Annotated in this window: 19 protein-coding genes and 2 pseudogenes; 14 read left to right on the top strand and 7 right to left on the bottom strand. The window is 66.6% G+C overall.

Annotated features, from left to right (window positions below):
* Positions 1–119 precede the first annotated feature (119 nt).
* The 4 genes from G1H11_RS13060 (at position 120) to G1H11_RS13075 (ending at position 5,818) form a co-directional block, all read left to right on the top strand.
* Complete coding sequence (locus G1H11_RS13060) at positions 120–3,032, top strand: glycoside hydrolase family 3 protein (RefSeq protein ID WP_425501226.1); 2,913 nt, start codon at positions 120–122, stop codon at positions 3,030–3,032.
* Positions 3,033–3,219: 187 nt separating this feature from the next.
* Positions 3,220–4,587 (top strand): FAD-binding oxidoreductase, encoded by a 1,368-nt coding sequence (locus G1H11_RS13065; RefSeq protein ID WP_163819010.1) that lies wholly within the window; start codon positions 3,220–3,222, stop codon positions 4,585–4,587.
* 13 nt (positions 4,588–4,600) lie between these two features.
* Positions 4,601–5,371, top strand: coding sequence for a glycoside hydrolase family 16 protein (locus G1H11_RS13070; RefSeq protein ID WP_163819011.1), 771 nt, complete (start codon positions 4,601–4,603; stop codon positions 5,369–5,371).
* Between the two features lie 51 nt (positions 5,372–5,422).
* On the top strand, positions 5,423–5,818 hold the full coding sequence (locus G1H11_RS13075; protein ID WP_163819012.1) for a DUF2237 family protein: 396 nt from the start codon (positions 5,423–5,425) through the stop codon (positions 5,816–5,818).
* A gap of 103 nt (positions 5,819–5,921) precedes the next feature.
* On the opposite strand, the gene G1H11_RS13080 is transcribed toward G1H11_RS13075, so the two are convergent.
* Positions 5,922–7,334 (bottom strand): MFS transporter, encoded by a 1,413-nt coding sequence (locus tag G1H11_RS13080; protein ID WP_163819013.1) that lies wholly within the window; start codon positions 7,332–7,334, stop codon positions 5,922–5,924.
* A gap of 93 nt (positions 7,335–7,427) precedes the next feature.
* Between G1H11_RS13080 and G1H11_RS13085 the strand changes: the two genes are divergently transcribed.
* Positions 7,428–8,027 carry a TetR/AcrR family transcriptional regulator gene (locus G1H11_RS13085; protein WP_163819014.1) on the top strand — a complete coding sequence of 200 codons (600 nt, stop codon included), beginning with the start codon at positions 7,428–7,430 and terminating at the stop codon, positions 8,025–8,027.
* A 124-nt stretch (positions 8,028–8,151) separates the two neighbouring features.
* On the opposite strand, the gene G1H11_RS13090 is transcribed toward G1H11_RS13085, so the two are convergent.
* Positions 8,152–9,111, bottom strand: a complete 960-nt coding sequence (locus G1H11_RS13090; protein ID WP_163819015.1) for a helix-turn-helix transcriptional regulator — start codon at positions 9,109–9,111, stop codon at positions 8,152–8,154.
* A 62-nt stretch (positions 9,112–9,173) separates the two neighbouring features.
* Here G1H11_RS13090 and G1H11_RS13095 point away from each other — a divergent pair, with 62 nt between their 5' ends.
* Complete coding sequence (locus tag G1H11_RS13095; protein ID WP_163819016.1) at positions 9,174–11,450, top strand: ATP-binding cassette domain-containing protein; 2,277 nt, start codon at positions 9,174–9,176, stop codon at positions 11,448–11,450.
* A 28-nt stretch (positions 11,451–11,478) separates the two neighbouring features.
* Here the strand turns inward: G1H11_RS13095 and G1H11_RS13100 are convergent, their stop codons facing one another.
* Positions 11,479–12,105: a WHG domain-containing protein gene (locus tag G1H11_RS13100; protein ID WP_163819017.1), complete on the bottom strand. Its 627-nt coding sequence runs from the start codon at positions 12,103–12,105 to the stop codon at positions 11,479–11,481.
* Positions 12,106–12,173: 68 nt separating this feature from the next.
* Between G1H11_RS13100 and G1H11_RS13105 the strand changes: the two genes are divergently transcribed.
* Both G1H11_RS13105 and G1H11_RS13110 read left to right on the top strand, forming a co-directional pair.
* Positions 12,174–12,581 (top strand): RidA family protein, encoded by a 408-nt coding sequence (locus G1H11_RS13105; protein ID WP_163819018.1) that lies wholly within the window; start codon positions 12,174–12,176, stop codon positions 12,579–12,581.
* 31 nt (positions 12,582–12,612) lie between these two features.
* Positions 12,613–13,083 (top strand): hypothetical protein, encoded by a 471-nt coding sequence (locus G1H11_RS13110; protein ID WP_163819019.1) that lies wholly within the window; start codon positions 12,613–12,615, stop codon positions 13,081–13,083.
* 53 nt (positions 13,084–13,136) lie between these two features.
* Here G1H11_RS13110 and G1H11_RS13115 read toward each other — a convergent pair whose 3' ends face one another.
* Both G1H11_RS13115 and G1H11_RS13120 read right to left on the bottom strand, forming a co-directional pair.
* The gene (locus G1H11_RS13115) at positions 13,137–14,255 is read right to left on the bottom strand and encodes an FAD-dependent oxidoreductase (protein ID WP_163819020.1); all 1,119 of its coding nucleotides are present in this window, start codon (positions 14,253–14,255) and stop codon (positions 13,137–13,139) included.
* A gap of 128 nt (positions 14,256–14,383) precedes the next feature.
* Positions 14,384–15,019 (bottom strand): methyltransferase domain-containing protein, encoded by a 636-nt coding sequence (locus tag G1H11_RS13120; RefSeq protein ID WP_163819021.1) that lies wholly within the window; start codon positions 15,017–15,019, stop codon positions 14,384–14,386.
* Between the two features lie 218 nt (positions 15,020–15,237).
* Between G1H11_RS13120 and G1H11_RS13125 the strand changes: the two are divergent.
* The 4 genes and pseudogenes from G1H11_RS13125 to G1H11_RS27570 form a co-directional block, all read left to right on the top strand.
* A pseudogene (locus G1H11_RS13125) lies at positions 15,238–16,076 on the top strand (alpha/beta hydrolase).
* Between the two features lie 8 nt (positions 16,077–16,084).
* On the top strand, positions 16,085–16,660 hold the full coding sequence (locus G1H11_RS27060; protein ID WP_343074857.1) for a phosphotransferase: 576 nt from the start codon (positions 16,085–16,087) through the stop codon (positions 16,658–16,660).
* Positions 16,661–16,805: 145 nt separating this feature from the next.
* Positions 16,806–17,621, top strand: a complete 816-nt coding sequence (locus tag G1H11_RS13135; protein WP_163819022.1) for a protein phosphatase 2C domain-containing protein — start codon at positions 16,806–16,808, stop codon at positions 17,619–17,621.
* Positions 17,584–17,877, top strand: a pseudogene (locus tag G1H11_RS27570) (hypothetical protein); the annotation flags it as partial. The gene G1H11_RS13135 and the pseudogene G1H11_RS27570, both read left to right, overlap by 38 nt.
* Positions 17,878–18,162: 285 nt before the next feature.
* On the opposite strand, the gene G1H11_RS13145 reads toward G1H11_RS27570, so the two are convergent.
* Both G1H11_RS13145 and G1H11_RS13150 read right to left on the bottom strand, forming a co-directional pair.
* On the bottom strand, positions 18,163–18,993 hold the full coding sequence (locus G1H11_RS13145; protein ID WP_163819023.1) for a class I SAM-dependent methyltransferase: 831 nt from the start codon (positions 18,991–18,993) through the stop codon (positions 18,163–18,165).
* A gap of 460 nt (positions 18,994–19,453) precedes the next feature.
* A complete protein-coding gene (locus tag G1H11_RS13150; protein WP_163819024.1) occupies positions 19,454–20,020 on the bottom strand; it encodes a TetR family transcriptional regulator in 567 nt (188 codons plus the stop codon).
* Between G1H11_RS13150 and G1H11_RS13155 the strand changes: the two genes are divergently transcribed.
* Positions 19,962–20,996, top strand: coding sequence for an alpha/beta fold hydrolase (locus tag G1H11_RS13155; protein WP_281352375.1), 1,035 nt, complete (start codon positions 19,962–19,964; stop codon positions 20,994–20,996). The genes G1H11_RS13150 and G1H11_RS13155 overlap by 59 nt on opposite strands.
* A gap of 157 nt (positions 20,997–21,153) precedes the next feature.
* Positions 21,154–22,098 (top strand): CPBP family glutamic-type intramembrane protease, encoded by a 945-nt coding sequence (locus G1H11_RS26515; RefSeq protein ID WP_163819026.1) that lies wholly within the window; start codon positions 21,154–21,156, stop codon positions 22,096–22,098.
* Positions 22,099–22,208 lie beyond the last annotated feature (110 nt).

Raw genomic sequence — 22,208 nt, forward strand, 5'->3', positions numbered from 1 at the left:
GATCGAAGCCGATGAGTCGTATGTCCCTTCGACGGACGCCCCGTACGAACCCTGGGAAACGCCGCAGAGCCACCACGATTCTGGGCGTGCTCGCCGTCCCGTTGCTCGCGGTGGGCCTGATGCAAGCTCCGATGGCCGGAGCCCAGGACGCGGAGCTGCCGTTCAAGGATCCTGACCTGCCACTCGACGAGCGGGTCGACGATCTGCTGTCCCGCCTGACGCTGGACGAGAAGCTCTCGCTCCTGCACCAGTCCCAGGAGCCGATCCCACGGCTTGGCATCCCCTATTTCAAAGCCGGAACCGAAGCGCTGCACGGCGTGGCCTGGTCCAACGACCTCAACGACAACTGGGATCAGGTGCTCGCCACCCGGGCGACGGTGTTCCCGCAGGCGGTAGGACTGGCCAGCACGTGGAATCCGGACCTGATCACCGAGGTCGGCTCGGCGGTCGGCGACGAGCTGCGGGCCTACAACTCGATCGATCCGGTGCTCTGGGGCCTGCAGGTCTGGGCGCCCGTCGTGGACCTGCTGCGCGATCCCCGGTGGGGACGCAACGAGGAAGGGTACTCGGAGGACCCGCTGCTGACGGGGGCGATCTCCACGGCTTACGGCAAGGGCCTCTCGGGTGACGATCCCGATCATCTGAAGGTCGCGCCGGTGCTGAAGCACTTCTACGGCTACAACAATGAGGCAGACCGGAGCCTGACCTCCTCGAACCTGCCGCCGCGCGTCAAGCACGAGTACGCGCAGGCCGCGTTCAAGCACGCGATCGAGGCCGACGCCGCCACCGGTGTGATGGCCTCGTACAACATGGTCAACGGCCGCCCCACCCACGTCGACCCGGACATCGACGAGGTCGTGCGCTCGTGGACCGACAAGGACCTGTACAACGTGAGCGATGCCTGGGGCCCGCGCGCCCTGGTGGAGCTTCAGGAGTACTTCGACGATCACGACGAGGCGTACGCGGCCGTGCTCAAGGCCGGCCTGGACGGATTCACCGTTGACGGCAGCGACGCAGGCCCCACCACGGCGTTCCTGAAATCCGCGCTCGACAAGGGATATCTGAGCATTGCCGACGTGGACGAGTCCGTGCGCAACGTTCTCTCGGTCCGGTTCCGGCTCGGCCACTTCGACCCAGACGGCGGGCCGTACGGGCACATCGGGGAAGAGGCTCTCGACACGCCGGCGCATCGCGAGCTGAACCGGCGGACCGCCGAGGAGGCGCTGGTGCTGCTCGACAACGCGGCCGGGACGCTTCCGCTAGACCCTGACGCCACCGGCAGTGTCGCTGTGATCGGACCGCTGCACGACACGCTGTTCAGCGACTGGTACGGCGGGACGATGCCGTATGAGGTGACACCTCTCGACGGCATCGAGCAGCGGCTCGGCGGCGACGCGGACGTCGTCGGCGTCGAAGGCATCGACCGGCTGACATTCCGGGACGTCGAGACAGGCCACTACCTGACGGCGACGGGCACCGGAACCGGCGACCGAGTCGTCGCTACGGACGACGCCACGGAGGCGTCGCAGTGGGACTTCAACGAGTGGATGGCCGACTACGCCACCCTGCGCAACGCCGAGAACGGCCGGTACCTGACCGGCGACGGCGGCGCGTACAACACCTCCTCCGAGGAGCCCGGCGGCTGGTACGTCCAGCAGCAATTCCGGCTCGAGGAGCAGGAGGACGGCACCTACGTCATCCAGTATGTGGGCTATGAGACCAACGAGGGCTGGTGGTGGATCCCCGAGCACTACATCACGGTGGCGGCCGACGGCACGGTAGGCACCGGCTCGAAGGCCGATGCCGCACGGTTCGAGGCTGACGTGGTCAACAGCGGCATCGACAGCGCCGTGGCCGCTTCTGCCGGTGCCGACGCGGCGGTCGTCGTCGTCGGCAGCCAGCCGTTCGTGTACGGACGCGAGATCCACGACCGCGAAACCCTGGTGCTGGGAACCAGCCAGCAAAAGCTGGTCGAAGCGGTGACGGCGGCCAACCCCAACACCGTGGTAGTGCTGGAGACCAGCTACCCCACCACCATGCAGCCGCAGCCGGACACACTGCTGTGGACCACCCACGCGGGTTCGGAGACCGGCAACGCGATCGCCGGGGCGCTCTTCGGCGACGTCAACCCCGCCGGACGGCTGACGCAGACGTGGTACTCGGGGACCGACGACCTGCCGAGCATCTTCGACTACGACATCATCAGCGCCGGCATGACCTACATGTACTACGACGGGAACCCGCTATATCCGTTCGGGCACGGCCTCTCCTACAGCGGCTTCGAGTACTCGAAGCTGAAGACCAACGGCAAGGCAGTAGGAGGCGACGGGAGGATCAAGGTCAGCGTCGACGTGACCAACACCGGCGAGCACGCGGGCGACGAGGTCGTGCAGCTGTACACCTCCCAGCGCGAATCCCGGGACACCGTGGCCGAGAAGACGCTGCGTGAGTTCCAGCGCGTATCCCTCGAGCCCGGCGAGACCACGACCGTCACGTTCGATCTCCGCGCGTCCGAACTGGCGCGCTGGGATGTGACTCGCGACCGGTGGGTCGTGGAGCGCTCGGTTTACGACGTGCTGGTCGGGGCGTCGTCGGCGGACATCCGGCAGCAGGCGACGCTGCGGGTGAACGGCGAGGTCATCCCACCGCGAGATCTGTCGAAGAGCACACGCGCGGTGAACTTCGACGACTACTCCGGAGTCCGGCTCGTGGACGAGAGCAAGGAACGCGGGACCTCGGTGGAAGGTGACGACGGCGCCTGGGTGAAGTTCGCCGACGCCAGGCTCCGGCAACGGACCACCACGTTCACGGCGCGGGTCGCCAGCGCCGGCTCCGGTGAGGGCTCGATCGAGGTTCGCCTCGACTCGCCGACCGGGCCACTTGCCGGCACGGCGAGCGTCGAGAGCACGGGCGGCGTCTACGAGTACACGACTGTCAGCGGCTCAGTGTCGCTGCCCGGGGCGGCTTTCACGCGCGACGTCTATCTCGTATTCGACGGAGACGTGCGGCTGGCCAGCTTCACGATCTCCTGACCGGCGGGACACGGCACGGAAACGGGCACACTCTCCAGCCCGTTTCTGTGCCGTTGTTCGCTGTCGACACCCAATCAGGCCACTGTGCGACGCTCAGGCGGCGCCTCGCTGGGCGGTTGGACCTTACGGTGGCCCTGATTTCGTGCCATCGTCATATCTGTCAGCAGTGGCGGGAGGGGTTTCGGCGATGACGAGCGGTGTGAGCGCGAGGTTGCTCGAGGGCAAGATCGAGGGGCGTGTCCTCACCTGGGACGACGACGAGTACGACGATGCGCGCGCGGTCTGGAACGCGATGGTCGACCGGCGGCCGAGGATGATTGTCAGATGCGCCACGCCGGACGACGTGGCGACGGCCATCCGGTACGCCCGGGACGGCGATCTGGAGATCGGCGTCCGGTGCGGCGGCCACGGCGTGCTAGGCGCGGCCGTGCCGGAGGACGGCCTGATGATCGACCTCACGCCCATGGGCGGGGTCCGGGTGGATCCGCGACGTCGCCGGGCGTGGGTGGAAGGTGGTGCGCTGCTGGGCGCTTTAGACCAGGCCACGCAACCGCACGGCTTGGCGACAACCGCCGGGAACGTGTCCCACACCGGTGTCGGCGGGCTCACCCTCGGTGGTGGGATGGGCTGGCTGGCCAGGCAGTTCGGGCTGTCCTGCGACAATGTGGCGTCGTTCGAGGTGGTCACCGCCGAGGGCAACATGGTCCGGGCGAGCGCCGCGGAGAATGCCGAGTTGTATTGGGGACTGCGCGGAGGCGGCGGGAACTTCGGTGTGGTGACCGAGTTCGAGTTCCAGCTGCATCCGATGGTGGGCGAGGCACTCGTCGTCGATCTCTGGTTCGCGCTCGACGAGGCGCCCGCTGTGCTGCGCGGGTGGCGCGACCTCAACGCGGTCGCGCCGCGTGCGGCGACGTTCACCGCGTGGGTCGGTGACATGGAGGGTCGTCCGATGGCCTCCGTCGGATACGTCTGGATCGGCGACGTCGAGGAAGGACGCCGGCTCCTACCTCCTCTGCGTGCACTCGGTAAGCCGGTCATGGAGCGGGTACACGAGACGTCGTACGTCGAACTGCAGCGGATGGACGACAGCGTCGAAGGGCATACATTCCGCAGATACTGGAAGGGTCACTACGTCCGGTCGCTGCCGGACGAAGCCATCGAGGCGTTCCTGCTCCGGGGCACGCCGGACGGTCATGGACCGTATCTGCCGGCAGCGAGCCTGCAAGCCTATGGCGGCGCGATCGCCGACGTGCCGGACGAGGACACGGCCTTCAGCCATCGGGACACCCTGTTCGAGTTCGTGAGCGCGACGCGCTGGTCGGATCCCACGGAAGACGAGCTGCGGATAGGTGCGGCCCGGAGATACGCCGGATCGCTCGACCGGTTCGCCAGCGGCGCCTATGTCAACGTGCTGACCGATGAGGGCCAAGCCGGGGTCCGGCGTGCGTATCCGCCGGAGAAGCTCGCGCGGTTGACGGCGCTCAAAGACACCTGGGATCCGCAGAACGTCTTCCATCTCAACCACAACATTCCGCCCACCGGGCGCCCCGGCTGAGGTTCTGGCGAGCATGACCAGATCACGCCTAGATCTCGACGAGCGTTTCACCGGCGAGACGCTTGATCCTGATGTCTGGGTTCCGTACTACCTTCCGCACTGGAGTTCGCGCGCACAGTCGGCGGCCACCTATTCCGTGCACGACGGTGAGCTGCACTTGAGCATCCCTGACAGTCAGCCGCTGTGGTGTGCCGACTTGCACGACGAGCCACTGCGCGTTTCGTGCATCCAGAGCGGGTGTTTCTCCGGACCGCTGGGCAGCACGATCGGTCAGCAGCCGTTCCGGGAAGGGCTTGAGGTCCGGGAGGAGCAGCCGACGATGTGGGGCTACACGCCGCATTTCGGGCAGGTCGAGGTTCGCATGCGGGGCGTCATCTCGCAGCGGTCGATGTTCGCCTTCTGGATGTCGGGTATCGAGGACCTGCCCGAGCGCTCGGCCGAGATCTGCGTCGCCGAGGTATTTGGTGACGCGGTCCGCGACTCGTCCGCCGATGTCGGCATCGGCTTGCATCGGTTCCGCGATCCGGCCTTGTCCGAGGAGTTCTCCGCGGACCCGCTCGGACTCGACGTCACCGAGTTCCACACGTATGGCGTCGATTGGCGGCCGGGCTCGCTTGCGTTCTTGGTCGACGACGAAGTGGTGCGCCGGTGTGATCAGGCGCCTGACTATCCGATGCAGCTCATGATCGGCCTGTTCGACTTCCCAGCGAAGGCGACCGGCGGCGTGCATACGTCTGCTCCCGAACTTGTCGTCTCCCACGTCCGCGGAAAGCCGCTGTCCTGACGGGAGGGATCGCGCGCCGGTGTACCCGACCGGCATGCGAAGCTGGTGGGCGTGAGAGGAGATCGCAACGTGTTCGGGGATCCGCTGGAGCCGTGCGGCACCGATCCGCTGACCGGGTTCTACCGGGACGGGTGCTGCAACACCGGCCCGGAAGACATCGGCCAGCACACCGTGTGCGCGATGGTGTCGAGGGAGTTCCTCGCCCAGCAACAGCAGGTTGGCAACGACTTGACGACCCCTCGTCCGGAGTTCGGCTTCCCCGGCCTCACACCGGGGGATCGTTGGTGCGTCTGCGCCGATCGGTGGCTGGAGTCCTACCGGATGGGCGCGGCGGCGCCCGTCGTTCTCGCCGCGACGAACGCCCGCGCGCTGGAGGTCATCCCCATCGAGATGCTCCGCGAACACGCGGTGGACGTCCCCGCGGACCCAGGCGGGCTCGACGCGTGAACCCGGCTGGCGCCTCCGTACCATCACCGCGACGTCGATACCGCCAGATGGCTCGTGTGGGGCGGCGAACCGATCCATCACCATCTGGCGGTATCGAAGTGACTTAGGCGGAGGCGGTTTCCCCGCCCACCGCAGCCGGTGCGGGCCTCGGCGGCGTCAGCTTCGCTGCGACGAGGGCCGCGATGGCCGCGGCGACCGCAGCGGCGACGAAACCGTCGGTGAAGCCCGAAAGCGTGCTGCCCACCAGGCTGGCCGCTGCCACGCTGGAGATGATGGCGGCTCCGCTGGCGGCACCGAACTCGTGGAACGTGCTGACGATTCCCGATGCGATGCCGGCCTCGTGCGGTGCCACCTGGCCGAGTGCGGTCGCCGAGGCGACGACGAAGATCGCGCCGGTACCGGCGGCTGCGATGGACACGCCGACGACAACGGACACTGGGTGCAACGCCAGGGCGGGCACGGCCATCCCAACGGCCGCGACGATCAGCCCCATCACCGCGAGCAGGCGCGCGCCGAGCCGTGCGATGGCCCGGCCGGTGAGGTTGGCACCGGCCATCGTCGCGAGCGCGATCGGGAGGAACAGCAAGCCAGTCTGCATCGCTCCGTATCCGCGAGCGTGCTGGAAGTAGAAGGTGCCCAGGAAGAAGACCGCGATCATCAGCGCCGTCGCCAGGAAGATCAGAAACGTGCCGGTCGCCACCGGCCGCCGGGTCAGCAACCGGACGTCCATGAGTGGTGAGCGGGCCCGCTTCTGCCAGACGAAGAATGCCAGGTATCCCACGGCCGCGAGCACGACGAGCCACCCGGTCGTAGCGGTCAGCCAGCCATGGTCGCCCGCGTTGATGAACGCGTAAATCACGGTGCCGGACGCCGTGGTGACCAGCAGGGCGCCGAGCACGTCCAGCCGGGCTCGTGGCGCGGCCGAGACCTGTCGAGGCAGCATCCGAGCCAGCGCTACGGCGATCACCACGCCGATCGGCGCATTGATGAAGAACACCCACGGCCAGCCGGGTCCGGCGGTGAGGACACCGCCCAGGAGCACGCCGAGGGCCGCGCCTCCACCTCCGAGCGCGGACCACACCCCGAGGGCCTTGTTCCGCTCGTCGCCCGCGAACAGTGTGACGACCAGAGACAGTGCCGACGGCGACAGCAACGCCGCGCCGACACCCTGGGCGATGCGCCCGCCGATGAGCATGCCGGAGGAATCGGCCATTCCGGCCACCAACGACGCCGCCGTGAAGATCAGAAGGCCGGTGAGCACCACCCGCTTGGCTCCGATGAGGTCTGCCAGCCGCCCGCCCAGCAGCATCAGGCCGCCGAAGGTCAGCGCGTAGACGCTGACGGTCCACGTCATGGCCTCGCGTGTGAGGTCCAGGTCGGTTCCCATGTGGGGCAGTGCGATGGCCACGACGGTGATGTCCAGGATCAGCATCAACTGAGCGACGCCGAGGAACCCCAGGATGTGCCATCGCAAGGGGTGCGGGGCCCCGGTCTCAACTGCTTCGTTCTGACTCATGAGTGGCCTCCCAGCCGTAACTCGTATGGGTGAGTACGAATTGTGAACGGGGAGCCTAACTCGTGTATTCCCGTACGAGTTAGAGTGGGTGGTATGGCCTCTACTGCTTCACGTCCACGTCGCCGCGCCGACGCCGAACGCAGCATCGCGCGCGTCATCGCGGCCGCCCGGACCTGTCTCAGCCGGGATGCGGACGCGACCATCGACGACATCGCCAAGGCCGCGGGTGTGGGACGGATGACGCTCTACGGCCACTTCCCCAATCGCGCCGAGCTCGTCGAGGCCGCCGTCACGGATGCCTTGCGCGTCGGGGAGCAGAAGCTTTCGGCCGTCGACCTCAGCGGAGACGCGCGCGACGCGCTGAGGCGGCTGCTCGAATCCAGCTGGTCCCTCGTCGCCGAATCATCGGCCTTGCTCCGAGCGGCGCAAGGCGTTCTGCCCGCGGGGCGACTCCGCGAGCTGCACGCCGCACCCGCCGAACGGGTTGAGCAGCTGATCCGCAGGGGTCAGGAGGACGGAGTGTTCCGCACGGACCTGCCGATCACCTGGCTGGTCAGCGCCATACATAACCTTCTGCACACCGCATCGGAGGAGGAGAGCACCGGCCGTCTGGACACCGACGACGTGCCCCGCGTCGTGACGGCGTCCGTGCAGGCATTGCTGGCCGTCCCGCCGGCTGAGCCGCGCTCTTAGCTCAGCGCTTCACTGCTCAGGATTGACTTCGCTGCTGAGGATCGCGCGAGAAGTCCGGATCAACGCCGGAAACCCGATCTACAGCAGAGAAGTCAACCGTGAGCAGTCAAGTCAACGCATGTGCTCACGTCCTTGTCGCGCCCATGAGCCGTTCACCGAAGGTGCGGCAGGCGGCTGCGAAGTCCGCGCCTTCGCTGATGTGGAAATCCGCCTCGAGGAAGGCGAGATTGAGGATCAGCCACTGCCACGAGTCCAGTGCGAGGGTGATGGTGGTGTGCTGATCATCGATCGGGTGGATCTCGGCATCCTGGAACTTCAGGACGTCGATGACGGTGGCGGCCGGCGCGTCGACACGGATGCGGACCGGTTCTTTGCCCTTGTTGAGTCCCTGCCGCAGGTAGTCCAGCGCCGATCCGGCGGGAAGGGGTCGTGGCTCGAATGGCTCACCGGTTCGTACGACGTCTGTGACGCGGTCCATGCGAAAGACGCGCCAGTCTTCGCGTTCGCCATCCCACGCCAGCAGGTACCAGCGCAGGAGATGGTGAACCTGCCGATAAGGCTCGACGCGCCGATCCGTCCGCTCGCCGCGGGCATTCGTGTAGGTGAAGGCGATCATCTCGTGCTCGCTGATGGTCTCGGCGACGACGCTGAGCTGATGGGCGGTGACGCCGGGAGCATGCTGCGGACTCGTCTCCAGGCTGGCGCGGATGGAGGTCACACGAGGGCGGAGACGGGCGGGCAGGAACTGGTCCAGCTTGCCGTAGGCGCGCGTGGCGGCGTCGTCGATCCCGCCTTCCGTGGACGTTCCGGTGGCGGCGAGAGAGGCGAGGGCTAGCAGGGTCGCCACCGCCTCGTCGTCGTCCAGCACGAGCGGCGGCATCGTGCGTCCGGCCGCAAGCCGGTAGTAGCCGCCGGGTCCTGGCTGGGTCTCGACCGGGTACCCGTATCCGCGCAGCCGATCGACGTCGCGGCGCAGGGTGCGCGGGCTGACGTTCAGGCGCCGGGTCAGTTCGTCCCCGCTGAACGGCCGGCCCGTTTGCAAGGTGGACAGCAGGCCAAGCATACGTTCGGTGACGTCCGCCATGATTCGATAATCCCACAAGATGCGGTCAGGATCTGGCCACATCTGTTCGTAGTGTTCGGAGCATGACAGAGCACACCATCAGGCTCCGCCGGGCCCGCACGAACAATCTGGCCGACCTCGACGTCGATGTTCCGCGTCACCGGCTGGTCGTCTTCGTGGGTGTTTCCGGTTCGGGTAAGTCGTCGCTGGTGTTCGACACGATCGCTGCCGAAGCGGGGTTTCAGCTCAACGAGACGTTCCCGCCGTTCGTCCGGAACCGGCTGCCGAAGTGGAGCCGGCCGGACGTCGAGCACATCGGCGGCCTGACGCCGGTGATCGTCATCGACCAGCGCCGGCTAGGCGGCAATGCCCGTTCCACCGTCGGCACCGTCACGGACACCTGGACGTACCTGCGGCTGCTGTTCTCCCGGCTCAGCCGGCCGCACGTGGGCGAGTCGAATCGCTTCTCCTTCAACGATCCCGCCGGTATGTGTCCCACCTGCTCAGGACTCGGTGAGGTGGTGGTCAGCGCGGTCGAGCGTTTCCTGGACCTGGACAAGTCCCTCGCCGAGGGCGCGATCCGGCTGCCCGGGTTCGGCAACGGCGGGTACTGGTACTCGCAGTACGCCGACATCGGCACGTTCGACGCCGACACCCCGCTGCGGCAGTGGAGCCCGGCCGAGCGGGAGGCGCTGCTCTACGGTGGTCAGGCCGCGGCGAATCTGGGCCGCAAGCCTCCCCGGGACTACGAGGGAGTGGTCGAGCGGTTCGAGCGGATTTACCTGCACACGTCCGACAATCTCTCGGAGCGCAAGCAAGACACCATCCGCCGGTTCACCCGATCCGAGATCTGCCCGGAGTGCGCCGGCGACCGGCTCAACCAGGCCGCACGGGAGGCGACCGTGCTCAGCCACACCATCGGCGACATGTCCCGCCTGGAGATCAGCGAGCTCGCCGGTGCTGTCCGCGCGATCACGTCTCCGGGCGTGGCGCCCGTCGTCGCGGCGCTGGCAGCACGGCTGGAGGCGATGGTCACCATCGGGCTCGGCTACCTCACCCTCTCCCGGGCGACGACGACCCTCTCCGGAGGAGAGTCGCAGCGGATCAAGACCGTCAAGCACCTCGGGTCCAGCCTCACCGAGATGACCTACGTGGTGGACGAGCCGACCGTTGGGCTGCATCCCACCGACGTGGAGTCCATGATCACGCTTCTGGAGCGGCTGCGCGACAGTGGCAACAATGTCCTCGTCGTCGAGCACGATCCCGCCGTCATGGCTCATGCGGACCAGATCATCGAGATCGGACCCGCTGCCGGCGCCGGCGGCGGACGGCTCGTGTTCCAAGGCACCTTCGTCCAGCTCCGGGACGCCGACACGCCCACCGGCCGAGCCCTCACCCGGCGTGTTCCGGTCAAGCGGGCCCCACGTCCGGCCATGGGACATCTCGTCGTCGCCGGTGCCAGCCGCAACAACCTGCAGGACGTGACGGTGCGGTTCCCCACGGGGGTGATGACCGTCCTCACTGGCGTCGCCGGCTCCGGCAAGTCCAGCCTCGCCGGCGAGCTGGTGTCTCAGCACGACGCCACCGTGATCGACCAGAAGCCGGTCAGCACCAACCGCCGCTCCACGCCGATCACCTACACCGGCATCGCCCCGGCCATCCGCAAGCTCTTCGCCAGGCACAACGAGGTCGCCGCGAGTCTGTTCAGCGCCAACTCCGCCGGCGCCTGCCCCGACTGCAAGGGGCTTGGCGTCATCTACACCGACCTCGCCTTCATGGACGGCCAGGAGGTCGTCTGCGAGACCTGCGGTGGCCGCCGGTTCACCCCGGAGGTGCTAGCCCACACCGTGAACGGGTTGTCGATCGCCGACGTCGACGACCTCACTATCGACGAGGCCATCGACCGGCTACCTGACGAGGGCATCGCCCGCGCGCTACGCCAGCTCTCCGTGGTCGGCCTGGGCTACCTGCGGCTGGGACAGTCCCTGAACACCCTGTCAGGAGGAGAGTGCCAGCGGGTCAAGATCGCCAAGGAGCTCCGGCAGGCGGATCAGCCCACGTTGTACGTGCTCGACGAGCCGACCACCGGCCTGCACATGAGCGACATCGACACGCTCCTGCACGTACTCGACAGCCTGGTCGATTCCGGCCACACGGTGGTCGTCATCGAGCACAACCTCGATGTCATCGGCCAGGCGGACTGGCTGATCGACCTCGGCCCCGGGCCCGGGCGGCACGGCGGAACCGTCCTCTTCGAGGGTCACGTCGCCGACTACGCGGGTCAGACGACGGGCCGGGCGACGCCGACGCGTGACGCTCTGAGCCGCGCCGAATCGGCAGCGGATGCCTATGTACGCTGAGGTGCTTGCGCGATGCACTGTGCCGTGCTCAATCCGGGAGCTGGGCCGATGGGGCTTGCCAGCCTCGCTCGACGGACCGGCGGCATTCAGCTGGGTCGTCGCCGGCGCTGGTGAACAGCGCGATCAGCATGGGCACGGCGTGTGTGAGGGCGTCGCGCGGCAGGGGTCCGGTCACGGCGAGTGAGGCCAACCCGTGGCCGATGACCCAGCTTTGCGTGGCCAGCTCCAGCGGATCGACGCCGCCATGGAACCGGCCGGCGGTCTTGGCCCGGTCGACGGCGCGCACGAGGCTGTACAGGGACTCGTCGGCGGCAGATGGGTCGTCGAGTTCGAACCCGGCGTCGAACATGACCCGGTACAGGTCAGGGTGAGCGACGGCGTTCGCCAGGTAGGCGGCGCCCAAGGCGGCGAGGTCCCGAACCGGATCGGCCGACAGCGAAACCCCGTCGAGCCTGCTCGCCAGGCGAGTGAAACCCTCCTGGCGCACCGCTCGCCACAGGCCGTCCATGCCACCGAAGTAGGTGTAGACAGCCATGGTGGACATGCCGGTCCCGGCGACCAGTGAGCGGATGGTGACCGGCCGCCGGTCTCGCAGCATCCGCGCGGCCTGCTCGATGAGCAGCGAACGGGCTCGGGGGTCTTTCATTCTCGCCATTGTCAAACAATACATAACATTGCTATGTTATGCATCCTGGTCTCACTCACCGACGACAAGGAGCGGTCATGGCCGTCACGCTGATCAATCCCGAGGGACTTCCAAAACCCGAGGTATACCGCCAGCTCTCGATCGCCACCGGGTCCAAGCTGGTGTTCCTTGCCGGGCAGGTGGCCCGGGACCCCGACGGGCGGCCGGTCGGTGAGGGAGACCTCGCCGCCCAGGTCGAGCAGGCCTACCTCAACATCGGCACGGCCCTGACCGAGATCGGCGGCTCGTTCGACGACGTGGCGAAGCTGACGATCTACGTCGTCGACTGGAGCCCGGAGAAGTTGCCGCAGCTGGGGGAGGGCGTAGCGAGGGCGGCAGCGACCATGGGGGTAGACCCGGTCAAGCCGATCACGCTGCTGGGAGTCGCCGCCCTGGGGGAACCCGACCTTCTCATCGAAGTCGAAGCCACCGCCGTGATCGACTGATCGGGCGGCCCCGGCGGCATAGACTGCTGTCATGCGGGCAGGGCCGGTGATTCGGCGAGCCACCATCGGGCTTGTGGGAGGCGCCGTGGCCAACGTCGTTCTGGCCTTTGGTGCACCCGTTCAGATTGCCAGTGATCCGGACGCTGCTGCGACGTGTGCCCGGATACTCCCGGTCGCTGAACAGTACGGTGCGCAGAGCGTCGTCGTGGGAGAGCGGAGCACGGCGGGTGACGTCGCTGCCTGGCAGGAGAGCCGCCACGCACCTGACGTGACTTGGGTGGAGACGCCAATTCGCGCGATGCCGGCGGGCGAGCTCATGACGGTCTGTGTGTTCCGCGGCAGCTTCGTCACGCCCACGGGAGGCCCGGGTCTCGACGGCCGTCGCTCACCACAGCATGAGGTGATGACGTTGCTGGTCTCAGCTGACGGAGAGGTCACCTTCGATTCGGCCGGATACGAGGGACAGAGCACGTACCGGGTCCCGTCGGAGTGGCGGCGATAAGAACGGGTGTGTGCCCGTGTTTCGCCCCTGGGTAGTCCAGGTCCGGCGATGGGTCAGGGGTCGGGAAAGGAACCGTCGCCGAAGAGGATGCGGCGGGCGGCGGCTCTTCCGAACGGCGTGCGCAGTAGCGTGAACGCCGTTGCGGCCGTGGCGGGTGTGCGCACCTGGGCCAACCCGCGGCGCAGCATCAACCTTCCGCGGAAGCGGGCACGTAGGGCGGCTCCGTCGTAGTGAGACAGGGCGTCCGGCCGGCCCGACCGCAGGGCGTCGTCGAGGGCGCTGGCGGCGAGCTCCGACAGGCGCAGGCACGGATCAAGGCCGCCGGCGGTGAGCGGGGAAACCGCCCCTGCCGCATCACCCACGAGTAGCCCGTCGACGCTGCTGATCCGGCGCAGTAGTCCACCGACGGGGATCGGGCCGCCTCGTCGTTCGACGTCTTCGGGGCGGTCGATACCGGGCAGTCCTGGGGCTGTTGCACCGAACTGCTCCAGGGCATTGCGAAGACCGTCGGGAAAGCGGTCGGCGTAACCGGCCACGCCGACGTGGGCGTGCCGTCCGTCGTTGACCACCCATGCCAGGTAGCCGGGAGCGAGCGAGGGGTCGAGCACACAGTGGAATGCCGGTGGCTGCTTGCTGCTGGGTATCTCGAAGACCTCTTCGGCTCCGACCAGCAGGTGGTGGTTGCGGTCCAGAGCGAGGTCGCGAGCGACCCGCGAGCGAGCGCCGTCGGCGCCGACGACGAACCGGGCGCGCACCCGGACTTGGCCGTCATGACCGTCCCGTCCGGCCAGTAGGAACGTGTCGGCGTGCCGCCCGGCGTAGCGTGTGCCCAGCGCTATCCGCACGCCAGCATCGGCGGCGGCGCGGGCCGCAGTCACGTATAGCGGTGCCATGTCGCCGACCCGGTACTCGTCGCGCGCACTGACGAGGGTCACCGGGCGGTGCAGGCCCGGCGGGTAGAGCACCACTCGCCGGATCGGCGGCCCGAGACACTCGGGCGGCAGCGGAAAGTCGTCGAGCGTGCGCCGAACGAAGATCCCGGTGGTGCGGATGGCGCCTGACAGACTGGGGCGTCGTTCGACGAGAAGCACGTCGTGGCCGACTTGCGCGAGCAACGTGGCGGTGTGTAGGCCGGCGAGGCCCGCTCCAACAACCAGCACGTCGACGGTCATGGGCTTGGATGTCGTCTTCGATACCGGCACCCATCGACTTTCGCGTGATTTCGATCGATTGTCAATAGGTAGGGTCTTCGCGCCTGTCGGCTTCGCCGCCTTCCTCCCGGATCAGAATCCCCGTCGTTTCATGGTGAGCGTGGGGTTCGGAGCAGTGCCCATTGGTAGTGATGCTCGTCGTTTTCCGACCAGGTTCTCCAGTCTTCGAGCGTGCCGTACTCCTGGAGTGTGTTCTTGAGTGTGGAATCGCTGAGCAGGTTGAAGTAACGGGCCGGTCCGAAGCCACTGCCGTCGTTCCAGGCGTTCTCCTGGTCGGTGTCGGCGCCCCAGACTCCGATGGCGACGAGACCTCCTGGCCGCAGGACGCGGGTGATCTCGTCGAGCGCTGACGGAAGGTCCGGAGGCGTCAGGTGCATCAGCGTGCTCATCGTCCAGGCTGCGTCGAACGAGTCGTCGGCGAAGGGAAGATCGAGGGCGGATGCCACGTGTACATCGAGTCCGAGGGCGCGGGCCTCGGCTACTTGCCCAGGGGAGAGATCGACGCCTCGATAGGACAAGCCCGCCGTCACGAAGGCGTGTCCGTCGCGGCCAGGTCCGCTGCCGACTTCCAGAACAGATGTGCGTCCGTCCTCGGCGAGGCGCTGCAAGAACTCGGCCCGGCGCGCAAACCGCTCCTCTGGCAGGTCTCGAGTAGCGCGGGCTGTGGCCTCGTCGTCGTAATACGCGACGAGGTCGTCCTCTGTCGGGGATCGATGACTAGCCACGACGGCATCGTGCCACGGTGTGGCGACCCTGTGCCGAGAGGGACTTCATTGCCCCCGGTTGAAGGTTGGTCGCGTGGTCGGCGGCGGAACCGCCTGGCGGTATTGACGTTGCCGCTTCCCACACGTGTGGTTGCGTGACCGTGCTCATCCGCTGAGGATGCTCTAGTGCGGCTGTCAATTCGATTGCCCGGTTGCCTGGTGATCCGTAGATTGTCGGCGTGACGACGCAGGTGTCCTACCGCGCGATCCCCGTGGACCAGTCGGACGTTCGCTACGTCCATGGTCCCGACTCGATCGCGCAGCCGGGCGTGCGTGCCGGCGAGACTGTCGAGGTCGACTGGAGCGACAGCGCGATCTATCCGGGCACCGCACGGAAGTTCTGGATTCATGTACCTGCGAAGTACGACCCGTCGGAGCCGGCCAGTCTCATGGTGTTTCAGGACGGCCAGTGGTACCTCGACCCTGAGGGTGAGGTGCGCGGCGGGATCGTCCTGGACAATCTCATCCACCGCGGTGACATCCCCACGACGATCGGCGTCTTCGTCGATCCTGGAGTCTTCGACATTGCCGCCGACGGCCGGAAGAACCGCAACGTTGAGTACGACGCGTTCGATGATCGCTACGTGACATTCCTGCTGAGTGAGATTATCCCGCAGGTCACGGAGCGCTACGCGGTCACCGATGACCCCGAACAGTGGGGAATCTGTGGTGGTAGCAGCGGCGGCAACTGTGCCTTCACCGCGGCTTGGTTACGGCCGGACAGGTTCCGCCGGGTCATCGGCTGCCTGTCCAGCTTCGTGCAGATGCCGGAGGGCAACCCGTACCCGGACCTGATCCCCAGCGCTGCTCGCAAGCCATTGCGCATCTTCCTGCAGGCGGGCCACCGGGACCTGCGCTGGAACGAGGTGAGCGGAATTGGCTCGCGAGCAACCTGCGTGTTGCGGCCGCTCTCGCGGAAGCGGGCTATGATTTCCGCCTGGTCCTGGGCGACGGTGGCCATAGCCTCAACCACGGTGGTGTTCTGCTGCCCGACGCCCTGCGCTGGTTGTGGCGGTAGGCGCCGCAGTGGTTACCGGCACGGCCGACGACGCCCTGGACCATGGCAAGAGTTGCCTGATCATCACGGGAGCACCCGGCGCGGGCAAGTCGACGGTGTCTGTCCTGGTGGCCCGGGCCCTCGCGCGTTCGGCCCTGCTCAACGGGGACGGGCTGAACGGGTTGATCGTCAGTGGACGAGTGTGGGCGCTAGGAAAGCCCGCGGACGAGGCGGCTCGTCAGGTGCGGCTGTGCAATGAGAACGTCTGTGCGCTAGCGACGAACTTCGCCGACTCGGGCTTCACTCCGGTGATCGACTGGATCATCCCGGACCGTGAACAGCTTGACTTCTACCTGACCGCCCTCAGCCCTCGGCGGGTCCTCGTCGTCGTACTCGCACCGAGTATCGACGAGGCTCGCCTGCGCAACACGACCCGCGATCCAGCCGAGCAGTTCGTCTTCGACGGGTACGAGGCCTTGATGTCGTCCATGCACGACGGGTTCGGGGACGCTGGCTGGTGGTTCGACACCACGGACCTCACGCCGGAAGAGACCGCCCAGCAGATCGTCGCCCGCGCACCTACCCTCGCTGCCAGGGGACTTTAGTCTCGGAAGCCCCGAGACACTCTGAAGTGTCTCTTGATGCGGTCGACCGGGAGACTCATCGGCGTAGATCTGCCTCACCCAAGGACCAGCAGATCCAATCGACGGTGACAACTGGCTTGTGTTGAGTCCGTATGATCAATTCGTCATGTACACATGCTTCTCCTCGGCCGCACGGCACGATGGTGTGCTTAACGAAGATTTCGTCGCTGCCACCACTGGTGGGGCTGTCGTCATCGACGGTGCGGGGACGCCCGAGGGCGCGGATACTGGATGCGTCCACGGAGTTGCCTGGTATAGCCGCGCGCTCGGTCATGCCTTGGTCGCACGGCTGGCTGACCTCGGACGCCCACTCCGCGACTGCTTGGCTCAGGCGATCATCCACGTCAGGGATCTTCATGGGGCCGAATGCGATCTCGGCCATCCTGGGTCTCCGTCGTCAACCGTGACAGCGATCCGGGAGAACGGCGATCGGCTGGACTACCTCGTCCTTGCTGACTCGCCGTTGGTAATCGACCTCATAGACCGCATCGAGGTCATCTGTGACCACCGCGTCGACGCCTTCGAGCGGGAGAAGCCAGCATCGATGCGGAAGAATCCCCAGGACAGCGCCGCATATCAAGAGGGCCTGAGGGAGTACATCGCCGCGTGGCGGCGTCACCGAAACGTCGAAGGCGGATTCTGGGTCGCCAGCTCCCAACCCGACGCCGCGGCCCATGCTCTCACCGGCACCGTGCCCCTGGCCGACGTAAAGGTCGCCGCGCTTCTCAGCGATGGCGCCAGCCGCCTGGTCGACCGGTTCGGCCTGCTGGATTGGCGTGATCTCCTCGACTTGCTCGATGGCGAGGGGCCCGGGGAGCTGATCCGGCGGGTCCGCGACGTCGAGCGCGATACCGCCGGAGAGTATCCAGGCAAGGTCCACGACGATGCCACCGCGGCCTATTGTCAGTTCGGCGGGCTCTAGAACCTTCGCACCGTCGGTCACAGCGGATGCAGGATTGATACTTGCGGTTGTCACGGTCCATGTCCACAAGATGGGCGGGAAACACCCACACCAGACCCTCGCCCAGTTCCGCCGGAAGTTCGGGATCGACGCGAAGCTGATCGTGGTCGGCATGACCGCCACCGAGTTCAACATCGCGGACCCCTCGGACCCCGGGATGCTCGACGTGGTCGGCTTCGACTCTGCCGTGCCGTCCCCGATCACGGGGTTCGCGCGCTGGTCCTATGGCGCACTTGCAAATGCGCTCGGCTGCAGCCGAGCGCTCGTCGCCCTCGTCCTTAAACGAGCAGACGGAACGGGCTCGGCCACAATCAACGAGGACGCCGGTGGCGGCAACCCCGGTCACCGGTGAGCATGCCATGTCGAGAATGTCATTCTGGCAGGCCAGCCAGCGTTTGTGGCGCGGCTTAGCTGGCGGTGGTCTTCCACCTGGCCCGGTACTCCGGGCACACGCACAGCTTGTACTACCGCCATTGGCGGCGGTGGTTCGTGTGGCGCGATGTCAACCTGCTGCTGTCGGGCGGAGAACGTAGACGACGGGCGCCAGCTTGCCGACGAACTGGTAGACCTCCCAATGCAGATTCGCCTCGACATGATCAACAATGTCAGATCCGTGCAATGCATCGAGACGCGCCCGGTCGCGACGCAATCGCGCCAACCGCAAGAGCGCCGTGGATGCCGGTGCGTGGCGCTCCTCAGCCCACTCCCGCCACTCGGTCCCTATCTCGTCGCGCTGAATCACTTCCAGACCAGCGGCGGTGAACGCGTCCTCGACGGTCGACCGCGACAGATTCGCCGGCACGTTCGCCAAGTGTCGACTGAGCAGCGTCGACTCGCTTGGCGACAGGAGATCGGTGGCTACCGTAGTGAAGACCAGCAGTGAGCCCGTGGGGCGGGTGAGCGAGGCCAACGCTCGTGTGGCTGTCTGCAGGTCGGCGACCTGCTCCAGTACGTCTCGACACCAGACGAAGTCGAACTGCTTGCCTGTCGCAGCCGCCGACTCGATATCACTGAGCATCACCTCGACTCTGTCCTGCAGCCCGTTCTCTACGACCAGCGACTGTGCCTTCTTGATGTGTAGCGGGACCGGATCTATGCCGAGGCCGCGAACACTGGGATGGGCGCGCATCAGCTGAACGAGGTGGGCAGCATCACGGCACCCGGCATCGAGTACGTTGCCATTGGCCGGGGTCAGGTCTGCGGCCAGCTCGTGCAACCAGTCAGGACTGCGAGGATTCAAAGAGCTGTCAAGCTCGTCATAGACCTGCCATGTCACCGGGCCGTACACCCGCACCAGGCCCTCGTCGTGCGCGGACGCATTGATCCCAGGCATGCCCAGCAGAGTAAAGCCACAAATACCAGCAACTCGACTCGATTTGGCCGTCCGGCATCGTGGGGAGCACGATGCGCGCGGCGTTGGTCTACCAGCACGGCGCAGGCCGACTCCCGGTACACATTTCGCTACGCGCCGGGTTCCTTGGTTGTTCGAGGTGTTCGGTGATCCAGGACGAGGACGCATCCGATGCCCATAGACACAGGGCTGCGCAACCTCCCGCTGTATGAGTTCGACCAGAACCGGATCGGGTGGGCCAGGTCGGCCACAGACAACGGCTACTGACTAATACCTGGCGAGTATCACGACGTACTGACGGTCTTGGACGGGCGCGTGTGCCTCGCCGAGCATAGATCGAGTGAACAACACCGACCCTCCGTCCTTCGACGACGCGGGCGCCGTCCCCTGGTGACCCTGTGCGGACGGAAGCGTCGCCCGGACGCCGAAGCTGACCGAGTCGTCAGGCGTCGGCGCCCGCTACCAGTTCCAGCGCGGCGGCAACCGTACGGCGTCGCAGTTCGTCGTGGTCGATGTCGGTCAGCAGAGTCGCGCAGCGGCTCAACCCGTTGACCGCGATCACGGCGCGTATGCGCTGGTCGGGCGAGGGATCGGACCCCACCAGACGCTGTTGGGCCGATACCGCCAGGCGCGTGACCCAGCCTTGTGCGTCCGCGCTGGCTAGCCCTCCAGGGTCGGCGGTCAGTGCGACGAAGATACGACGATGGGCGAAATTGAGGTCGAAGAACCCCTCCAGCAACGCCTGCGGCGACAGGTTCTCGGCCTCGGCGCGGGCGAAGAAGGCGTCCACCGCATCAATGGCTGGCTGGACCAGGCTGCGTACTAGCGCGTTCTTCGAGCGGTGATGATGGTAGATCGCGGCCTTGGTGAGGCCAAGCTCATCGGCGATGTGTTGCAGCGTGGTGCCGGAGAAGCCGTGCCGGATAAACAGGTCCAAGGCTACGTCGTTGATGCGTTCGCGCGTCTCGGTGCTGCGCCCGTCGCGCCGACGGAGCTCGTCATCCGCCACGTCCTGCGCCCCTTCACATTGGTGCCATCGCCGGAGCTCGAGCCTACGGCGTCGTGAACTAACTAACTGTCTGGTAGGTTACCATTCAGCCGGTAAGGTAATTCTGAGACAGGGACGCTACCCGGAGCTGGCGAAATGGGAGCAGGAGGCGGGCGGTGTGGGTGACCGGTTGGTCGTGCCTACCAGTGGGGCGACTCTGCACGCTTGGCGTCATGGCCCTGAAAGCGGGCAGTTGGTGATCTTCATCCATGGCGGATGGATGGATCATCGGATGTTCGACGAGCAGGTCGAGCCAGTGGTCAATGCCGGTTTCCAGATGCTCACCTCGGACCTGCGCGGCCACGGTGCATCTCTTGCGGATGCCAAGTACGACACCTCGGTAACGGACATGGCGCGCGACCAGTTGGCGCTGCTTGACTCCCTCGGCCACAACGGTCCAGTGCATCTGGTGGGGCAGTCTCTCGGTGGCATGGTCGCTCAGCATGTGGTGCGCCTCGCCCCTGAACGCGTTCGGAGTCTTGTGACGATCGGTGCCCCGTGCGTCACGCCAGAGAGCCGGCGTATTGCCGCGACGCTGGCGACCGTGTGGCGTGTATCTGGCGGCATCACAGGGCTGATGCCGGAGGCGGCGATCCGTCGGCAACTGCCAGCAGGTACGGCAGTCAAGCCGCACGTCCAGGAGTACGTGCGCGGGGCCACTGAGAACCTAACGAAGCGTGACTTCCGATGGTTGGTCAGGGTCTCCCGCGAGGCGGGCCGACGCCTCCCTGGCTATCGGGTCGAATGTCCGGTCCTGATCCTCCGTGGCGAACATGACGCCAGCGGCGCAGGAAAGCTCACCGCCTTGACCGGCCCGCGTTGGGCCCGGCGTGATCCCCGTGCCCGTTACGAGGTGCTTCCTGGGGCCGGTCATCAAGCACACCAAGATCAGCCTGAAGCATTCAACCAGATCCTCCTCGATTTCCTGGCTCGCTGAGTCGATAGGGGACGACGCCCCTTCCGTATGTCTGCGGACGGCACGCGGCAAATGGGGCGCGTTTCTTGCGCCCCCAGACGATGCTCATCTCGCGAGGTAAGTCGACGCCACGAGGCGTTGTCTTTGCCGGATCACAACTCCGGTAGGGTGCGCCGTTGTGAGTGCAAGCGAGCGGGTGTCGTCGAAAACAGATCTGGTCCTCCACCCTGCTAACACCGCCCGCTGGGTGCTGCCGGTCCTGATTCCGCTCGTCGCCGTGCTCATCATGCATGTAGTGCTGGAGCCCGGCGGTTGGGCCGACGTGCTCGACACGGTGACCTCCGCGGTGCTCTGGGGCTCGGTCCTTGTCGCCGGGCTGATCACGGTAGTGCTCTCGATCTTGGCCTTCACTGCTGTCCGTGACGGCTCAGGCGGCGGTCCCGCCCGCGCCCCGGCGTCCCAGACGTGGATCGCGGTCGCCGTTGTGGGATACCTCATCCTGCTGACCTCCGTCTCAGGGCGCATCCGCCCGCTACCGGTCTTCGAGTCACTGGAACACCACTGGCAGGGCAAGGTTCTCGACCTGCTCTGGCTGGCCATCCTGTTCGGGATCCTGCACCGCTGGGCACGAACGGAGGCCGGACTGCGCTGGAGAATCGAGCCCGGTTCGGCCCGTCCCGCCGTCATCCTTGTTGCCGGGGTATTCGTGCTCTTCGTGGGGCTCACCGTGCTATCCGTCGGTGCCGACGCGGGCTCGGCCGAAGCTGTGAGCGCCGAACGGTTTGCCTACAACGCCACCATCCCAAACTTGACTGAAGAGTTCATCTGGCGTGGAGCGATGCTTGCGGTATTCGCTCGAGTGTTCAGTGCCTCCCGAACCGTGCTTGGCGCGCCGGTCGGGTGGGGCATCGTCATCACCAGCGTCATCTTCGGGCTCGGACACACGATCCTGATAGACCTGTCGGGTAACTGGAGCGTCAACGTGGCAGGCGGGATCTTCGCCACCGTCATGGGTCTGCTGCTCGGATGGATCTGGGCCCGCACCGGCAGCATCTGGCCCGCGTTCCTCCTCCACTGCGCTCCAGAGGTCGGCCTCGACATCGGCATGATTCTCATGGGATGAGCGATGACTCCCGGTCGCGTGGCCCCACGGCGTGCGAAAGCCCAGTTCAGTATGACCGCCCGCGTTGTCCGAGGCGTTCGGCGATCCAGATTTTGACGATGGACTAGCGG

The sequence above is a fragment of the Phytoactinopolyspora alkaliphila genome (assembly GCF_010550695.1).
Taxonomy (GTDB): domain Bacteria; phylum Actinomycetota; class Actinomycetes; order Jiangellales; family Jiangellaceae; genus Phytoactinopolyspora; species Phytoactinopolyspora alkaliphila.

What these genes read in the sequence shown, in the direction of transcription:
- G1H11_RS13090 (WP_163819015.1), bottom strand. Translation starts at nt 9,111, where the DNA reads ATGGCGGACGTCACCGAACGTATGCTTGGCCTGCTGTCCACCTTGCAA.
- G1H11_RS13115 (WP_163819020.1), bottom strand. Translation starts at nt 14,255, where the DNA reads ATGACCGTCGACGTGCTGGTTGTTGGAGCGGGCCTCGCCGGCCTACAC.
- G1H11_RS13085 (WP_163819014.1), top strand. Translation starts at nt 7,428, where the DNA reads ATGGCCTCTACTGCTTCACGTCCACGTCGCCGCGCCGACGCCGAACGC.
- G1H11_RS13080 (WP_163819013.1), bottom strand. Translation starts at nt 7,334, where the DNA reads ATGAGTCAGAACGAAGCAGTTGAGACCGGGGCCCCGCACCCCTTGCGA.
- G1H11_RS13135 (WP_163819022.1), top strand. Translation starts at nt 16,806, where the DNA reads ATGTACACATGCTTCTCCTCGGCCGCACGGCACGATGGTGTGCTTAAC.
- G1H11_RS13100 (WP_163819017.1), bottom strand. Translation starts at nt 12,105, where the DNA reads ATGGCGAGAATGAAAGACCCCCGAGCCCGTTCGCTGCTCATCGAGCAG.
- G1H11_RS13070 (WP_163819011.1), top strand. Translation starts at nt 4,601, where the DNA reads ATGACCAGATCACGCCTAGATCTCGACGAGCGTTTCACCGGCGAGACG.
- G1H11_RS13060 (WP_425501226.1), top strand. Translation starts at nt 120, where the DNA reads ATGCAAGCTCCGATGGCCGGAGCCCAGGACGCGGAGCTGCCGTTCAAG.
- G1H11_RS13065 (WP_163819010.1), top strand. Translation starts at nt 3,220, where the DNA reads ATGACGAGCGGTGTGAGCGCGAGGTTGCTCGAGGGCAAGATCGAGGGG.
- G1H11_RS13145 (WP_163819023.1), bottom strand. Translation starts at nt 18,993, where the DNA reads ATGCCTGGGATCAATGCGTCCGCGCACGACGAGGGCCTGGTGCGGGTG.
- G1H11_RS13110 (WP_163819019.1), top strand. Translation starts at nt 12,613, where the DNA reads ATGCGGGCAGGGCCGGTGATTCGGCGAGCCACCATCGGGCTTGTGGGA.
- G1H11_RS13095 (WP_163819016.1), top strand. Translation starts at nt 9,174, where the DNA reads ATGACAGAGCACACCATCAGGCTCCGCCGGGCCCGCACGAACAATCTG.
- G1H11_RS13105 (WP_163819018.1), top strand. Translation starts at nt 12,174, where the DNA reads ATGGCCGTCACGCTGATCAATCCCGAGGGACTTCCAAAACCCGAGGTA.
- G1H11_RS13155 (WP_281352375.1), top strand. Translation starts at nt 19,962, where the DNA reads ATGCGTTCGCGCGTCTCGGTGCTGCGCCCGTCGCGCCGACGGAGCTCG.